The 15,909-nt window shown below is 70.6% G+C and carries 8 protein-coding genes; 3 read left to right on the forward strand and 5 right to left on the reverse strand.

Annotation, left to right across the window (positions count from 1 at the left end):
• Positions 1-70 precede the first annotated feature (70 nt).
• The 3 genes from ABDC25_RS00945 (at position 71) to ABDC25_RS00955 (ending at position 8,846) form a co-directional block, all read left to right on the forward strand.
• The gene (locus tag ABDC25_RS00945; protein WP_347124346.1) at positions 71-838 is read left to right on the forward strand and encodes an ABC transporter ATP-binding protein; all 768 of its coding nucleotides are present in this window, start codon (positions 71-73) and stop codon (positions 836-838) included.
• Entirely contained in the window at positions 838-3,381 is a 2,544-nt protein-coding gene (locus ABDC25_RS00950) for an ABC transporter permease (protein ID WP_347124348.1), read from the forward strand. The genes ABDC25_RS00945 and ABDC25_RS00950 overlap by 1 nt, the downstream gene beginning before the upstream one ends.
• Positions 3,382-3,632: 251 nt before the next feature.
• Complete coding sequence (locus ABDC25_RS00955; RefSeq protein ID WP_347124350.1) at positions 3,633-8,846, forward strand: isopeptide-forming domain-containing fimbrial protein; 5,214 nt, start codon at positions 3,633-3,635, stop codon at positions 8,844-8,846.
• A gap of 70 nt (positions 8,847-8,916) precedes the next feature.
• Here the strand turns inward: ABDC25_RS00955 and ABDC25_RS00960 are convergent, their stop codons facing one another.
• From ABDC25_RS00960 to ABDC25_RS00980, 5 genes are all read right to left on the reverse strand, one after another.
• Positions 8,917-11,436: a LuxR C-terminal-related transcriptional regulator gene (locus ABDC25_RS00960; protein WP_347124352.1), complete on the reverse strand. Its 2,520-nt coding sequence runs from the start codon at positions 11,434-11,436 to the stop codon at positions 8,917-8,919.
• Between the two features lie 145 nt (positions 11,437-11,581).
• Entirely contained in the window at positions 11,582-12,907 is a 1,326-nt protein-coding gene (locus tag ABDC25_RS00965) for a threonine/serine exporter family protein (RefSeq protein ID WP_021200188.1), read from the reverse strand.
• 20 nt (positions 12,908-12,927) lie between these two features.
• The gene (locus ABDC25_RS00970) at positions 12,928-14,283 is read right to left on the reverse strand and encodes an anaerobic C4-dicarboxylate transporter family protein (RefSeq protein WP_021200189.1); all 1,356 of its coding nucleotides are present in this window, start codon (positions 14,281-14,283) and stop codon (positions 12,928-12,930) included.
• Positions 14,280-15,020, reverse strand: coding sequence for a peptidase E (locus ABDC25_RS00975; protein ID WP_167256378.1), 741 nt, complete (start codon positions 15,018-15,020; stop codon positions 14,280-14,282). The genes ABDC25_RS00970 and ABDC25_RS00975 overlap by 4 nt, the downstream gene beginning before the upstream one ends.
• 102 nt (positions 15,021-15,122) lie before the next feature.
• Positions 15,123-15,860: an SGNH/GDSL hydrolase family protein gene (locus ABDC25_RS00980; protein WP_021200191.1), complete on the reverse strand. Its 738-nt coding sequence runs from the start codon at positions 15,858-15,860 to the stop codon at positions 15,123-15,125.
• Positions 15,861-15,909: the final 49 nt, after the last annotated feature.

The raw sequence follows: 15,909 nt of genomic DNA on the forward strand, positions 1-15,909 counted from the left end.
AGCCAGCACCACCATCGAAGCGGCAGCGGGCGGGATGGGATGCCGTCCGCCCCGTCCCTAGCGTCGGATCATGACCTTCACCCCCCTCTCCCGGGCCGTCGACGCGCGGCCCTCCGAAGCACTGCGGCTGCAGTCCGTCGTCAAGACCTACGGCACAGGTGCCAGCCGCGTCACGGCCCTCCGTGGCGTGGACCTCGCCATCGCGAAGGGCACGTTCACCGCGATCATGGGCCCTTCGGGCTCGGGCAAGAGCACCCTGCTGCACAGCGCCGCAGGACTCGACCGGCCGAGCAGTGGCACCGTGCACCTCGGCGGAACCGAGATCTCGGGGCTGAAGGCACGCCAGCTCACCGCCTTCCGCCGCGATCACGTGGGCTTCGTGTTCCAGGCGTACAACCTGCTCCCCGCACTGAACGTCGAAGACAACATCACTCTGCCGCTGCGACTCGGCGGCCGTCGACTCGAGGCGCGGTGGCTCGACTTCCTGCTCGACGCCGTGGGGCTCACCGAGTACCGTCATCGTCGCCCCTCCGAGCTCTCCGGGGGCCAGCAGCAGCGGGTGGCGATCGCCCGCGCGCTCATCACCCGGCCGCATGTGGTGTTCGGCGACGAGCCGACCGGCGCGCTCGATTCCCGCTCCGGCGAGCAGGTTCTCGACCTGCTCGCGCACACGGCGCGCGAGCTCGATCAGACGGTCGTGGTCGTCACGCACGACCCGGTGGTGGCCGCGCACGCGGATCGCACCATCTTCCTCGCCGATGGAGCCTTCGCGGGATACCTCGACGGTGCCGACCCCGCGCAGATCAACGCCCGCATGAGCGCATTGGGGGAGTGGTGATGTCGGGCACGCTGGGCTTGAGCCGACTCGTCGGTGCCGATCTTCGCCATCACCGCGGGAGCTTCGTGGGAGTGGCGGTCGCGGTGTTCGTGGCGAGTGCACTGGTGACGGGCCTCGGAGTCCTCGTCGAATCCGGCATGCGCGGAGGCCTGGCGCCGGAACGCTATTCCGCGGTCGACGTGGTGGTCGGTGCGCCGCAGCAGGTCGATGTGCCGGAAGACCTGCCGGTTCCCCTGCGGGAACGCGTGCCGCTGCCCGCCGACGCAGCGCGCGACATCGCCGCTCTTCCCGGAGTCGACCGCGTCGTGGCCGACGTCACGATTCCGCTCTCACTGCAGGATGCCGGTGCGGATGCCGGTGCGGATGCCGATGCCGGCGGTTCCGTCCTGGTCGAGGCGCACCCGTGGCCCTCCACCGCGCTGACCGGCTTCGAGCTGCGCGAGGGTGGGGAGCCCGCGGCAGCCGACGAGGTCGTCGTCACCGCGGGCAGCGGTCTTGCCGTGGGCGACGCGGTCGTCCTCGCGCACGGCGGCGTCCCGTCGGAGTACCGCGTGGTCGGCGAGGTCGCGGCACCGGTGATGCCGGAGCGAGGAGCGCACGTGTTCCTCAGCGAGCGTCGCATCGACCAGCTCGACCCGCACGAGGGGGCCGCGCAGGCACTCGGCGTGTTCGTCTCGGGCGTCGACCCCGAGCAGACGGCCGGTGCGATCCGCGAGGCCTTCCCCGACCTGATCGCCCGCACGGGAGACGCCCGCGGCGACGTCGAGTTCCTCGACTCGGGCGCCGCGCGTTCGACGCTCGTGGCCATCGGCAGCGCGTTCGTCGGCACTTGCATCCTCGTGGCGATGTTCATCGTGGCGGGCACCCTGTCGCTGTCGGTGCAGTCGCGCCGCCGTGATTACGCGCTGCTGCGGGCCGTCGGGGCGAGTCCGTCCCAGGTGCACGCGCTCGTCGCCCGCGAGGTGCTGTGGGTCTCGGCCGTCGCGGTGCTGCTCGGCATCGCGCCGGGATACCTGCTGTCGACCGTGCTGCAGGCGGCTTTCGTATCCGGTGGCGTGATCCCCGGCGACTTCGCCCTGGCCACAGGTCCTCTCCCCGCCGTCGGCGCGGTGCTGCTCGTGCTGGCCTCGGCCTGGGGTGCGGCGCGCATCGCGGCGGCCCGGGTCGCGAAGCTCGATCCGGTCGAAGCGCTGCGGGAATCGGCGACGGGCGCTCCGGCCATCGGTCTGCCGCGCATCATCACCGGAATCGTGCTCGCCGCCGCGGGGATCTCGGTCTCGACGGTGCCACTCGTCGTGCGCGGGCAGGTCGCCGCCGGCGCGGCTGCCGGTGCGGCCATGCTGCTGATCGTCGCGCTCGCGGTGCTCGGCCCGTGGCTGGTGTCGTTGAGCGTCCGGCTGGTCGGCACCGTGCTGCGTCGCTCGTCGTGTGCGGGCTTCCTCGCGTCGGCGAACGCCGCGGCGCACAGCAGGCGGCTGGCGTCGGCCATCCTGCCGGTCGCTCTCGGCATCGGGCTGGGCCTCGTGCAGATCGGGGCGCCGTCGATCATCGCCGCGGAGGCGGCGACCCAGGCCAGCGCCGGGGTGATCGCCGACCTGCGGGTGGCCGCGCCGTCGGGACTCTCGCCGGAGGCGGTCGACGTGATCCGCGAGATGCCGGGGGTGACCGAGGCGTCGGGGGTCGCACTCAGCGCGGCGGTGGTGGACTCGTTCGATTTCGAGGGCAAGCTGGAGCGTGCCGAGCATGTGCTGCAGGGCGTCGACCCGGAGAACATCGCGCACAGTCTCGATCTCCGCGTGCGCGAAGGATCGCTCGCCGACCTCGACGGCATCGCGACGGTCGCGGTGAGCACGGATGCCGCGCAGACGCTCGGGCTGGGTATCGGCGGCACGGTCGTCGGACAACTCGGAGACGGTTCGCCGCTGAAGGCCACGGTCGTCGCGGTGTACGAGCGGGGTCTGGGCTTCGGCGACCTCACCATGGCCGCCGAAGAGGTCAGAGCCCACACCACGACGGGTCTCGATGCCTTCGCGCTCGTGGCGGTCGACGAGGCGGCGACCGGCGAGGTCCGGGCCGCGCTGGAGGCGCGCGGTCTGCTCGTGACCGACGGATCGGGGCAGGGGGCCGCGGGGGCCGGAGCGCACGCCCAGAACGGGTGGGTGAACCTCGTCGCCCTGCTGGTGATCCTCGGCTACATCGCGATCGCCGTGGTGAACACGCTCGTCATGGCGACGGGTGAGCGCTCACGGGAGCTGGCTCTGCTGCAGCTGATCGGATCGTCCCGCGGGCAGGTGCGCTCGATGATGCGGATCGAGGCCGTGCTCGTGGCGGCGATCGCGATGGTGTTCGGCGTGGTCGTCGCGATCCCTCCGCTCATCGGCGTGAGCATGGGCATCTCGGGGCAGCCGATCCCCGCGTTGCCCGTGCTGGGGTCGTTCCTGATCGTCGGGGCGATGGGCGCGCTGGCGCTCGTGGCGATGTGGGTCGGGACCACGGCGACCATGCGCACCCGTCCCATCGAAGAGATCGGGTCCCGGCAGTAGCCACGCTGCGGAGGGGCGCGCCGGAGTCGTCGGTGCGCCCCTCTTCGCGGGATCGGGGGAAGCCGTCGTACGGGGTGAAAAGACGGGGTGAATTCTCCGGGATCGGCAGGATCGCGTCTCGGCCGACGGGCAGGCTGGCGGTGGCCCGGACCGAGTTCACCATGCCCGAATGGTGCTCGGCGGTCGCCTGAGGGGGCGGGGGCTTCCGTGCGCGAGTGCGCGCCGGGGAAGCGATGAATGGGGAGACAGTCATGGCGTTTCGTGTTGCCCGCAAGGACCGCACATCCGATGGCCTTCCGTCCGAGCGGCGCAGCCGTTGGCGGGGCCGCGCGAGAAAGCTGATCGGCGGCGCCGTGAGCACGGCGCTCGTCGCCTCGTCGATGGTCTTCATCGGCGGGACGCTGACGGCAGCGCCGGCAGCTGCGGCTGATCCGTTCCTCTGCACCCCCGGAGCGGTGTACGTGCAGAGCGCGACCGAGGTGCGCGAGTTCGTCGTGAACGAGCAGGGCGGTGCCCCCGGCGAAGGGGGAACGCTCGGTGCCACGACCCTCGGCGTCGACCACTCCAACAACGCCCTGGGCATCTCGTCCAGCGGCCAGTACGCCTACACGGTCACCAACGCCGCCGGAAGCAAGGTGCTGGCCAAGCACGACCGTGTGACCGACGTCACCACGCGCACGTCGTTCACCCTCAACTCGTCGGTGCTGCGTGGCGCCGTGCACCCCGACACGGGCGTCTACTACTTCGCCAGCGGCACGATCAACGGCGCGATCAACATCTACGCGTGGGAGGAGAACCTCACGCCGCAGACCTACGTGCAGGTCGGAACCCTCCGCCCGACCGCCGGCAGCAGCGCGTTCGGCGCCAACGGCGACATGGCCTTCAGTGCCTCGGGTCAGCTCGTCCTGGTCGCGGACAACTTCATCTACTCCGCCGACCTGCCCGCCACGGTCACGCCGAGCACGGCCACCATCGAGGCCAAGCAGGTGCACGACATGGGTGCCGGTGTGCAGGGCAACGGCATCGCGTTCGGAAACCTCGGGCACATCTTCGTCTCCGCGTCCGGTGGCGGAAACCGCATCATCGAGGTCGACCTGCCCCGCGGGCAGACCGTCAACACCACGTCGCTCGGGTCCTTCGCTCCCACCGACATGTCCAGCTGCACCTTCCCGAACACCCTCACGCTGAAGAAGGACCTCCCCGCGGGGCGCCACTCGGCCACCGACCAGTTCGCGCTGCGCGTGCAGTCGCCCGCCGGCTACCAGGTCGCGCAGACCGACGCCACCACGCGCGGAGAGCGCACGGGCCTGCAGCCCGATTACGCGGGCCCGATCTTCACCAACCAGGGCGACACCTTCCGCCTGTCCGAGGCGGCATCCGGCACGACGGATCGCACCCGGTACGCCGAGTCGCTGGACTGCGTGCAGGTGAACCCCAACGGGACCACGACCCCGGTGGCGGTGACTGCCTCGGGCGAGGTGACGCAGCCGTCGGGCTCGCGCGGCACCGACGTCACGTGCACGTTCACGAACGTGCGACTCGTGCCCGGCCTCGCTCTGCGCAAGACGTCCGACCCCGCCGACGGCCTCGCCGTGCAGGCCGGCCAGCGCCTCACATACACGGTCGAGGCCGAGAACACCGGGAACACGGTCCTCGACCCCGTGCAGGTGAACGACGACCTCTCCGGCGTGCTCGCGTTCGCCGAGTACCAGGGTGATGTCGTCACCAAGATCGACGGCACGCCCGTCGCGTCTGGGGCCGCCACCGTCACGGGTGACGACCTCGCCTGGACCGGTGCGCTCGAGCCCGGTCAGGTGCTCACCGTGACCTACTCGGTCATCGTCGACGCCGGCGTCGAGGGTGAGCGGATCGCCAACAGCGTCACCGCCTCGGGCACCCCGCCCGGCACGCTCCCTCCGCCCGTCACCCCGCCCGTGACCACCGAGCACCCCGTCGCGGGCTTCACCGTCGCCAAGACCTCCACCCCCGCAGCGGGAACGGTCGTGGAGCCGGGGCAGGTCATCGAGTACACGGTGACCGGGACCAACACGGGGGCGACCACGCTGAACCCCGCGTCGATCGCCGACGACCTGTCCGGTGTGCTCGCGCACGCCGCCTACAACTCCGACATCGCGACCTCGGTCGCCGGCACGCCCCTCACCACGGGCGCCGCCGCCATCACCGGTGACGACCTCGCCTGGACCGGCGCGCTCGCCCCCGGGCAGGCTGTGACCATCACGTACTCCGTGACCGTGGATGCGGACGCTTCGGGAGAGATCCTGAAGAACTCCGTCACCGGCACCGCGACGCCGACCACGCCGAAGCCCGGTGATCCCGAGGGGCCGGAGGTGCCGGGCGAGCCGATCGTCCCGCCGACCGTCACCACCGAGCACCCGGTCATCGGGTCGGGCTTCACGATCAGCAAGTCCGCCGATCCCGTGTCGGGCACGGCGGTCTCGGCCGGCGACACGGTCACGTACACGATCACCGGCACCAACACCGGTGACACCGACCTCGACCCGGCCCGCATCGTCGACGACCTCTCGGGTGTGCTCGACGACGCCGGCTACAACGACGACGTCACCGCCGACCGCGGCTCCGTCACCGTCACCGGCAGCACGCTGACCTGGTCGGGTGAGGTGCCCCGCGGAGCCTCCGTCACGATCCGCTACTCGGTGACCGTCGACGCGGGTGTCCAGAAGGCGCTGCTGCACAACGTCGCCACCGGCACCGCCACGCCGCAGATCCCCGTCGACCCGACCGACCCTGCCGGTCCCTCGACCCCGGGAACGCCGATCGTCCCGCCGGCGGTGGAGACGAACCACCCGGTCGTGGACACCGGCTTCGAGGTCGTGAAGTCCGCTGACCCGGCCACCGGTACCGCCGTGCGCGCGGGTGACACGATCACCTACACGATCTCGGGGGTCAACACGGGCAACACGACGCTCGATCCGGCGACGATCGTCGACGACTTGTCGGCCGTGCTCGCGCACGCCCGGTACGGTGACGACGCGACCGCTTCGACCGGCGCGATCGCCCTCGACGGCACCACCCTGACCTGGAAGGGGACGCTCGCTCCCGGCGCTCGGGTCGAGATCACCTATACGGTCACGGTCGACGAGGATGCCACCGGTGTGCTGCTGCGCAACACCGTCACGGGTGAGGGCACACCCCTCATTCCGGTCGACCCGACGGACCCGGGCAGCCCGACCACACCGGGAACCCCGGTGACGACGCCCCCGTCGACGACGGAGCACCCGGTCGCCACCCCCGGATTCACGGTGACCAAGTCGGCCGATCCCGTCACCGGGACGCGCGTCGATCCCGGCAGCGTCATCACCTACACGGTCACCGGCACCAACACGGGTGACACCGTGCTCGACCCGGCTTCGATCGCCGACGACCTGCGCGGTGCGCTGGCCCACGCGTCGTACAACGACGACGTGACCGCCACCCGCGGGGACGTGAGCGTGGCTCGCGGGGCCCTGTCCTGGAGCGGAATGCTGCGCCCGGGTCAGGACGTCGTCATCGTCTACTCGGTGACGGTCGATCCGACCGCCGGTGGCGAGACGGTCGCCAACACGGCGACGGGCACGGCGACTCCGCTGATCCCGACGGACCCGAGCGACCCCGACAGCCCGACGACCCCGGGCACGCCGATCACCCCGCCGCCCTCGACCACGGAGCACCCGGTCAACGCACCCGGCTTCACGTTCGCCAAGACGGCCGATCCGGCACCGGGCACCGCCGTGGACCCCGGTGACGTGCTCACCTATACGCTGACGGCCGTCAACACCGGTCAGACCGCCCTCGACCCGGTCGAGATCACGGATGACCTGTCGAAGGTGCTGCCGTACGCGTCGTACAACTCCGATGCCGTGGCCGTGATCGGCGGACAGCCCGCCGGTGCGGTGTCCGTCGCCGGAGTGAAGCTCCGCTGGTCGGGCGCGCTCGCGGTCGGCCAGACCGTCACCGTCACGTACTCCGTCACGGTCGGGGCGGACGGCGTGGGATCCGTGCTCGAGAACAGTGCGAGCGCGACCGCCACTCCGCCGGGTGGCTCGGTCATCACCCCGCCGCCCGGCATCACGACGAACGTCGTCAACGTGCCCGGATTCTCGGTGTCGAAGAGCGCCGATCCGGCGGCGGGCACCGCGGTCGACCCCGGCAGTGTCATCACCTACACGGTGACCGGCGTGAACACCGGCGAGACGATCCTCGACCCGGTCACGATCGTCGACGACCTCTCGGGAGTGGTCTCGCACGCCGACTACAACGGCGACGCGACCGCCAGGATCGGCACCACCGCGGCGATCGCCCCTGTGGTGACCGGTGACCGGCTGTCGTGGGATGGTGTCCTCCCCGTCGGTGCGACCGTCACGATCACGTACTCCGTGACCGTGCAGGCCGACGCCGGGGGAACGGTCATCGCGAACTCGGTCTCGGGCTCGGCGACGCCGCCGGGAGGTGTGCCGCCGATCGAGACGCCTCCCGCGACGACGGAGCATCCGGTGAACGCGCCCGGCTTCGAGGTGCGCAAGTCGGCCGACCCCTCCTCGGGAACCCGGGTCGACCCCGGCAGCGTCATCACCTACACGGTGACCGGCGTGAACACCGGTGAGACCGCACTGGCGCCTGTGAGCATCAGCGACGACCTGTCGGTCGTGCTCGCCCACGCCGCCTACAACGGCGACGCCACCGCGACTGTGGTCGACGGGTCAGCCCCGGCTCCTGTCGTGGACGGCGACGAGCTCACCTGGACGGGCGCTCTCGCCGTGGGCCAGCGCGTCACGATCACGTACTCGGTCACCGTGAACGGCGACGCGGGCGGTGCGACGATCGCGAACACGGTCTCCGGTACCGCCACCCCGCCGGGTGGTGCGGTGATCACGCCTCCGCCCGTCACGACGGAGAACCCTGTCGGCACCCCCGGCTTCGCGTTCGTCAAGACCGCCGATCCCGGAGCCGGTACGGCCGTCGCCACGGGAAGCGTCGTCACGTACACGCTCGTCGGCACGAACACCGGCGAGACGGGCCTCGACGAGGTCGTCATCACGGATGATCTCTCCGGAGTGCTGCGGCACGCCGACCTCCGCGCCGGCGCGACCGCCGTCGTGGGCGACGGCACGGCATCCGCACGCACGGTGGCCGCTCCCACGGTGGAAGGCACGCAGTTGCGCTGGTCCGGCAGCCTCGCCGAGGGCGAGAGCGTCACGATCACGTACTCCGTGACCGTGCACGCCGACGCCGCCGGAGCGAATCTGCGCAACGTGGCCGTGGGGACGGCCACGCCTCCCGGTGGCGAGACGATCACTCCGCCGACGAGCGTGACCGAGAACCCGGTGCTCACGCCGCTCGCTCTCACCGGCGGCCTGCTGGCCCCGTGGGTGCTGGCTCTCGCGATCGCGCTGCTGCTCGGCGGTGCCGTGCTGCTGATCGTGCGTCGTCGCCGGGCGCAGGTCTAGCGGACACGGGAAAGGCCTCGTCCGTCGCATGCGACGGGCGAGGCCTTCCGCGTTCCCGCGGGACCGCGGGTCACTCCGCGAGCAGGCCGTGGCGCGCCGCCTGCTCCATCGCCTCGGCGCGGTTGTGGGCGCCGAGCTTGCGATAGATGCTGCGGAGCTGGGTCTTGAGCGTGTTCTGCGAGACGCGGAGCTCGTCGGCGATCGCCGGCAGCGGCGCTCCCGACGTCAGGGCGCGCAGCACGATCTGCTCGCGGGATGACAGTCGTGGCCGGGTCGCGAACGACGGCAGCGCCGATCGCAGCGGGAAGGTCGCCCGACCGGTGGGGTCGAGATCGGATCGCACGGCGCCGAAGTCCTCGGCGCCCAGGAGCACGAGCGGGGTGGTGAGTCCCCGGTCGGTGAGCTGGGCATTCAGGGCCTCGCTCGACGGCTGCGCGGCCGCAGCGGACACCCGGTGCAGCGCGGCGCTGTGCACGGCCGCTGCTTCGGCGCGCTCTCGGGCGGTGGAGGGGCGCAGGCGGGTCTGCCCCAGAAGCCGGACCACGTCGGCGGTCCTGCCGTCGACGAGTGCCAGGCGCGCCCGTTTGAGGACCGTGCCGAAACGGTCGGGAAGCGTATCCCGCTGCACGATGTTCCTGGCGGTGCTCACATCACCGAGGGCGAGGTGCAGGAGCGTCCTCGGGCGCGACAGGGCGTGGCGCACGTGAGGTGCACTCGCCTCTTTTCCCCGGAGACGGACGAACGACTCCAGGCGCTCCAGTCCGGCAGCGGCCTCACCCTCGTGCAGAGCGATCCATGCCTCCACGGAGGCCATCGTCGTCCAGTGCTCGCTCGTCGCCCGGTACGGCTCGAAGAAGCGGATGTGCCGCTTCGCCGCGGCGATGTCGCCGTCCTCGACCGCGAGCATCGCCTCGGCCACCCGGTAGTAGGTGCCCCGATAGCTGTCGAGGAGCACCGGGTCCCATTCGCCGTCGCGGATGAGACCGACATAATGACGCGCCTCCGGCAGATCCCCGTTCAGGGCGTGGACCCCGGCGAGGAGGCATATCCCGTGGAAGGCGTTGGTGCTCCCGTGCGCCGCGGCCAGGGCGGTGGCCTCCTCCCACAGCCGGATGGCCTCATCCTGCTCTCCGCCGTAATAGAGCGAGATGCCCAGATGGGTGCACAGCAGCGGCATGTCGCGGGCGTACTGCTGCCACTGCGATTCGGGGGTCTCGTGGAACAGCGCCAGTGCGCGCGCCGCCACCTGGGCCGCCCGCTCCGGTCGACCGATGGCTCGCAGCGACGCGCTCTCGGCCGCCCAGATGAAGATCCGCTCCGTGGCCGAGAGCGTCGTGCGGCGGGCGTTCGCCGCCGCCACCGCCATGCGCAGCAGCTGGAGCCCGCGCTGGCGTCGGAGCCGGTTGGGTTTGAGGCACATCCCGAGCAGCATGGCCACGAGGGGCTCCCGCTTGAGCCGCGCCACGGGCGCATCCCCGAGCAGCTCGACCACCGCATTCCGATCACGGTGGAGCAGCCGGTTCCATCCCGACATCGTGACGTGCGTCGCGAGGCGCAGGTCGTCGTCCTCCAGGGCGAGGCGGAGTCCCTCGAGCGGGAGGTCGCGGCGCACCGCACCTTCTGCCGCGACGCGCCGCAGCTGGGGGATCTCGTGCGGAGCGACCCGGCGGAGCTCGCGGCGCAGCATGCCTCGCGTGAGCGGCGTCAGGGCGAAGGCGCTGCGCCCGTCGGCGGCCCAGCGACCGAAGCCGAACGTCTCGGCCTGGTCCAGGGCTCTGGTGATCTCGGCGTCACCCGTCAGCGCCACCGCGAGCGGAACGTCGACCGACTCCGTGACGCTGATCCGCAACAGGCCCTGCAGGGTCTGCCGATCGAAGGCGCATTCGGCGAGCCGATCCTGCAGGTAGTCCTCGATCACGGTGGTGGCGGCGCGCAACGACACCGCGTCCGTTCCGGCGCCGCGGAGGGCCAGCGCACGGATGAGAGCGGGGAACCCTCCCGTCGCTTCGCGCGTGGCGATGGCCGTGTCTTCGTCGACGTCGAGCGCCCGGCGGATCTCCTCGGCGTCGAACATGAGCTCTTCGGGGGCCAGGAGCGTCGTGTCGATCACGAGGTCGAGGCCCTCGCTGTCGAAGGGGCTGGGGCGGTTCGTGGCGACGATCAAGCGGGTCAGCGGGGTGGTGGCGACGGCTCGACACAGTGCGAACACGCCCTCGCGGTCGACGGCGGCCGCATCATCGAGCACCACGACCAGTGGACCGTCCACGTCGCACAGACGCGAGGTCACGGCGGCCCAGCCGTCTTCCGCGGCGGCGGAGTGCGCGGGAGCCGTGCCTGGCAGTACCCGCAGCAGCGCGCGGGCGAGGGCATCGCCGGTCGCGATGGAAGGCGTCACGGTGATCCACACGACACGTGAGGTGGTCGCGGCCGCCCAATCGACGAGGGCGGTGGTCTTGCCCGACCCCGATGCCGACCGGACCAGCGTCAACGGCGTCTCGGTCTCGAGCGCGGCGATCAGTCGTGGACGACTGATGGCGTGCGCCGATACTCGCGGTATGTGTCCGTCCCCCTGCGCGACAAATGCCGACACCGTACCTCCCCAGGTCCCCACCCCTACGATATTCCGAAATCTCAGAGGGGCAAGCCAGAGGGGCAAGCCAGAGGGGCAAGCCAGGGGGAGGGAGTGCCGGTGATACCCGGGGGAGGGATGCCGGACTCTGCGCCGTCCGGTCGCGTCAGCGGTCGGCCGACCGACGCCACGGAGCCGTGAGCCGTGACCAGAATCTCGGAGTCGACGTGGTCTCGTCGGGCGCAGGCAGGGCCACGGCGAACTGCACGATCTCTTCCGCACCATGATGCACGACGCGGTACAGCGCGGTGCCGATGAGCACACCGAGGGCGATCGACATGACCGAGACGAGGGCCGCGACGAAGTCGGTGAGTCCGCCGTCGGTGGCGACCGCCTCGGTGAGTCCGACCAGACCGGCCGCTCCGGGGACGAGCAGCCAGAACGCCGGCAGGAACGTGAGCTGCGACGGCGCCCCGTGCCGGAGCCCCGCGATCCAGAAGACGACGGGGGTCATCACGAGCGCGCCGACGAAACCTCCGACCGTGGGGCCGACGAACTCGTTGCCTGCCCACTGCCCCGAATACGCGACGACCAGGGCGATCAGCACCCAGCCGAAGGTCGAGGGCGGCGCCGAGAAATGCAGATAGTTGCCGAGCGCGAAGACGAGGATGCCGATGATCGCCACCCACCACGGCAGGGGGGAGGTGGCCTCCAACGGTTCGTACGATCGCGACTCCACTCCCACCACGGTGCCGGCGGCGAGGATGCCGAAAGCCAGGAGGGCCAGCTGCACGAAGCCGTAGACCAGGCGGGAGGCGCCGGAGATCATCTGTCCGGCCGCCAGCTCGACCGTCGCCGTGGTCAGCACGCCGCCGGGGAGGAACGTCACCAGCGGCGCGATGAGAAGACGGATCGGATCGCCGATCTCGATCACCTCGGCCAGGAGGAAGACCGCCGCCGCACACACGAACGCGGCGGCGATGGGCAGGATCAGCTGGAGCGTCGGCGACCGCACCAGCTTGAGCAGCCCGATACCGAAGCCGAGCACGAACGCGACGATCACGCCCTGCCAGGTCGGCGCGAGCAGCAGGGCGAGCCCGGTGGTGAGGATGGCGTGACCCAGGGTGCGCGTGAACCAGTCGAGCCGCGGGCGCATGGCTCCGATCTCGTTCAGCCGTCTGATGCCGTCGAGTGGCGGGATCGCCCCCGTCCGCGCCTGGCCGATCAGTTCGTACAGCGCGGCGATCTGATCGAAGCGGAAAGAGGCGTTCGTGGCGGAGCGGATCGCGACGCGGGCTTCCTCCGACTCCCCGGTCTCGACGAGGATGATCGTCGGCAGGACGACGAAGTCGGCGTCACCGCCGCCGTAGGCCTTCGCGACGTCGGTCATCGTGTCGCGGATGCGGTCGACCGATTCGGCCGAGGCGTTCATGCCCTGCGCCAACCCGAGCAGGAACTGTCGCAGTGCGGTCCGGTCGACGCCGTCGGTCATGTCGTGGACGACCGCTCAGCTCACGTGAACAGGAACGAGAGCGGCACGCCCACGATGATCGCCACGGCCACGTAGATGAGGTTCGGCAGTTGGAACGAGTGGTCGAAGACGAACTTGCCCATCTTGGTGGTTCCCGTCTGGTCGAACGCCACGGTCGCGACCTGGCTGCCGTTGGCCGGCAGCGTGTAGATGCCCATCGCCGCCGGCCAGAGCCCCACCAGGAGCGAGGCGGGCAGGCCGATCGTGATGCCGATCGGCACGATCGCGTTCGTGGCGCTCGACTGGCTGGTCGTGAGCATCGCGACCGCGAACAGCGCCAGCGCGAACAGCAGCGCGCCGAGGAAAGCCGAAGACCCGGAGACCACCGAGCCGAGTCCGTCGACGATGAGGGTCTGGTTCGCGGCGACGAACGTGTTCGCCAGCCAGGCGATGCCGAAGAGCGCGATGGCGCCGACGATGCCGGCGGGGAACGTGGGCTGCTTGGGCACGTCGGCTGCCTTCACCTTGCAGAAGACGAAGATCAGGGCGGCGATGATGCCCATCACGACCTCGATGATCACGGTGACGCTGAGTCGAACCGGGTCGCCGGCGTCGTCGGTGCCGATGACCGGACGCAGATTCTCGAACAGGCCGAAGAGCACGATCACGCCGACGCCGGCCAGGAACAGCGAGGCGGAGAGGACGGCGGTCGACGGCAGCTTCTTCTCGTGGGCGTCGGTCTCCGGCGGCTTGATCTGGTGGTCGGCCAGGCGCCTCTGGAACTCGGGGTCGTCCTCCAGGTCCTTGCCGTGACGCATCATGACGAGTGCGGCGACGAAGAGCCCGACGATCGAGGCCGGCCACATGATGAGCAGCAGCCCGCCGAGGTCGACTCCCTGAGGGGCGAGCAGCACCACCATCGAGGCGGTGGCTGCGGAGACGGGGGAGCACAGGATGCCGACCTGCGAGGCGACGGCGGAGACCGAGAGCGCCCGCTCCGGACGGATCTTCTGCTGATACGAGACGTCGTAGATGACGGGCAGCAACGGGTAGAAGATGTTCCCCGTTCCGGCGCCCACCGTGAAGAGGAACGACATCGCCGGGGCGAGGAAGACCACGGATCTCGGCCTGCGTCTGATCACCTTCGCCGCGACCGACACCATCCAGTCGATGCCGCCGGCGGCTTGCATGGTCGATGCGGCGGTGATGACGGTGATGACGATGAAGACCGCATCGACCGGCGCATTGCCGGGCGCCTCGCCGAAGAAGAAGATGAGGACGGCCACGCCGACCAGCCCCCACACGCCGAGCCCGATCCCGCTCGTGCGGGTGCCCATGTAGATGGCGCCGATGACGACGATCAGCTCGGCGACGAGGATCCACACGTTGTCGTTCATGACGACGGTCCCTTCACGATCGGGGCGTTCCCGGCGAGCACCGTCGTGGGGAGTTCGGTCTCGACGATCTTGCCGTCGATGGCTTCGACGCGCAGGGCGAGGGCGTCCTCCACGGGGCTGACCGCGGTCACGAAGGTGGAGTTCGCGAAGTGCAGGGACTGGAGGTTGCCGACCGCGTACCCGGTGGAGAGCTCGCCGCTCAGCAGAGAGGCGTGGAACAGCGGACGGCGCTGGTCCTCGGCGTCGTAGTGCGGGCAGAAGCTGCCGTGCAGGAACCCGAGTCCCTCGGGAAGGACCTGCAGGGTGGGACCGTAGCTGTCGGTGGTGCCGCCTTCGAACCAGCAGATGCCCCCGGCGCTGCCTCCGGTGAACACCACATTCGAGTCGGGGTCCTCCCACATCTCGCGCATGATCTCGTCGAGGCCCTGCCGCTTCCACACGTCGAGCATGTTCGCGGTGTTCCCGCCGCCGACGTGGATCACGTCGAAGCCCTTGACGAAGCCGGCGAGGTCGTCGACCGCGCGGTGGAAGAGCGGCAGGTGGTGTGGCGCGCACCTGTCGGAGTCGTAGGTGGAGTAGAAGCTCACGATGTACGCGCTGTCGTCACCCGTGGCCGTGCCGACGAAGAGGACGCGGGGTCGCTCCTTGCCGGTGAGCTCGAGGATGTAATCGTGCGTCGGGTCGTTCCGACGCTCCATCATGGCCTTCCCGGCCCCTGTTGCCACCACGTGAGACATGCCCCCACCTCTCCGACGACTGCGAATGCGCTCAACCTAGCGGGGGCCTGCGGCGGCGTCCAGAGGCCTTTCGTCCACCGAGGGTGAGGGCGTCCGAGCGGTCTAGCCGTTCAGCCGGGCGGTCGCGACCATTCCTTCGAGCAGAGCGAAGGTGCGCGCGCGGGGCCCGTCGGGGCGGATGCCGATCACGTGCGCGAGTTCGAGCGCGAGGGCCGCATGCCCTTCGGTGTTCGGGTGGAACGGATCGTTCATGAGCCCCCACGGGACGCCACCGGCGCCGATATCGGCGAAGCGGGCGTACTGGTCGACCAGGATCACGTCCTCGCTCGCGGCGACGTGCCGCACGGCATCGGCGAACTCGCCGATGCGCGCCCGCTCCGGGGCGTTGCGGGTGTCGATCGCGGGCGGGGTCTGCAGCACCGGGATCGCCCCGAGCCCGCGCACTCGCTCGACGAACTCCCGCAGCGACGCGGCGTAGTCGTCCGCCGTGATGACCTCGCGCGGTCCACCGTCGGAGGCGTCGTTCGTTCCGATCATGAGCGTGACGACGTCGGGGTGCCACGACGCGACGCGACGGTCCCAGTCACCGAGGAGGTCGACGATGCGGTTGCCGCTGATCGCGGTGTTAAGCACGACGTCGCGCACGCGCTCCAGTTCGCCGCGGATCAGCTCGTGCAGGTGCTCCGGGTAGCTGCGCCCGCCCTGTGTGTGCACCAGCCCGTGGGTGATCGAGTCGCCCGTGATGACCCAGTTCAGCGGCTCCGGATCCGCGAGGGCCGCGGCGATGCGGCGGAGGTCGGAGGCGGCGGATGCGGAGACGGAGGATTCGGCGTTCGACACGGCACCGAGCCTATCGGCCGGGTTTCGCGGCTGTGTTCCGAGGGGCGGA

It is taken from the genome of Microbacterium sp. SY138 (genome assembly GCF_039729145.1).
Classification (GTDB): domain Bacteria; phylum Actinomycetota; class Actinomycetes; order Actinomycetales; family Microbacteriaceae; genus Microbacterium; species Microbacterium maritypicum_A.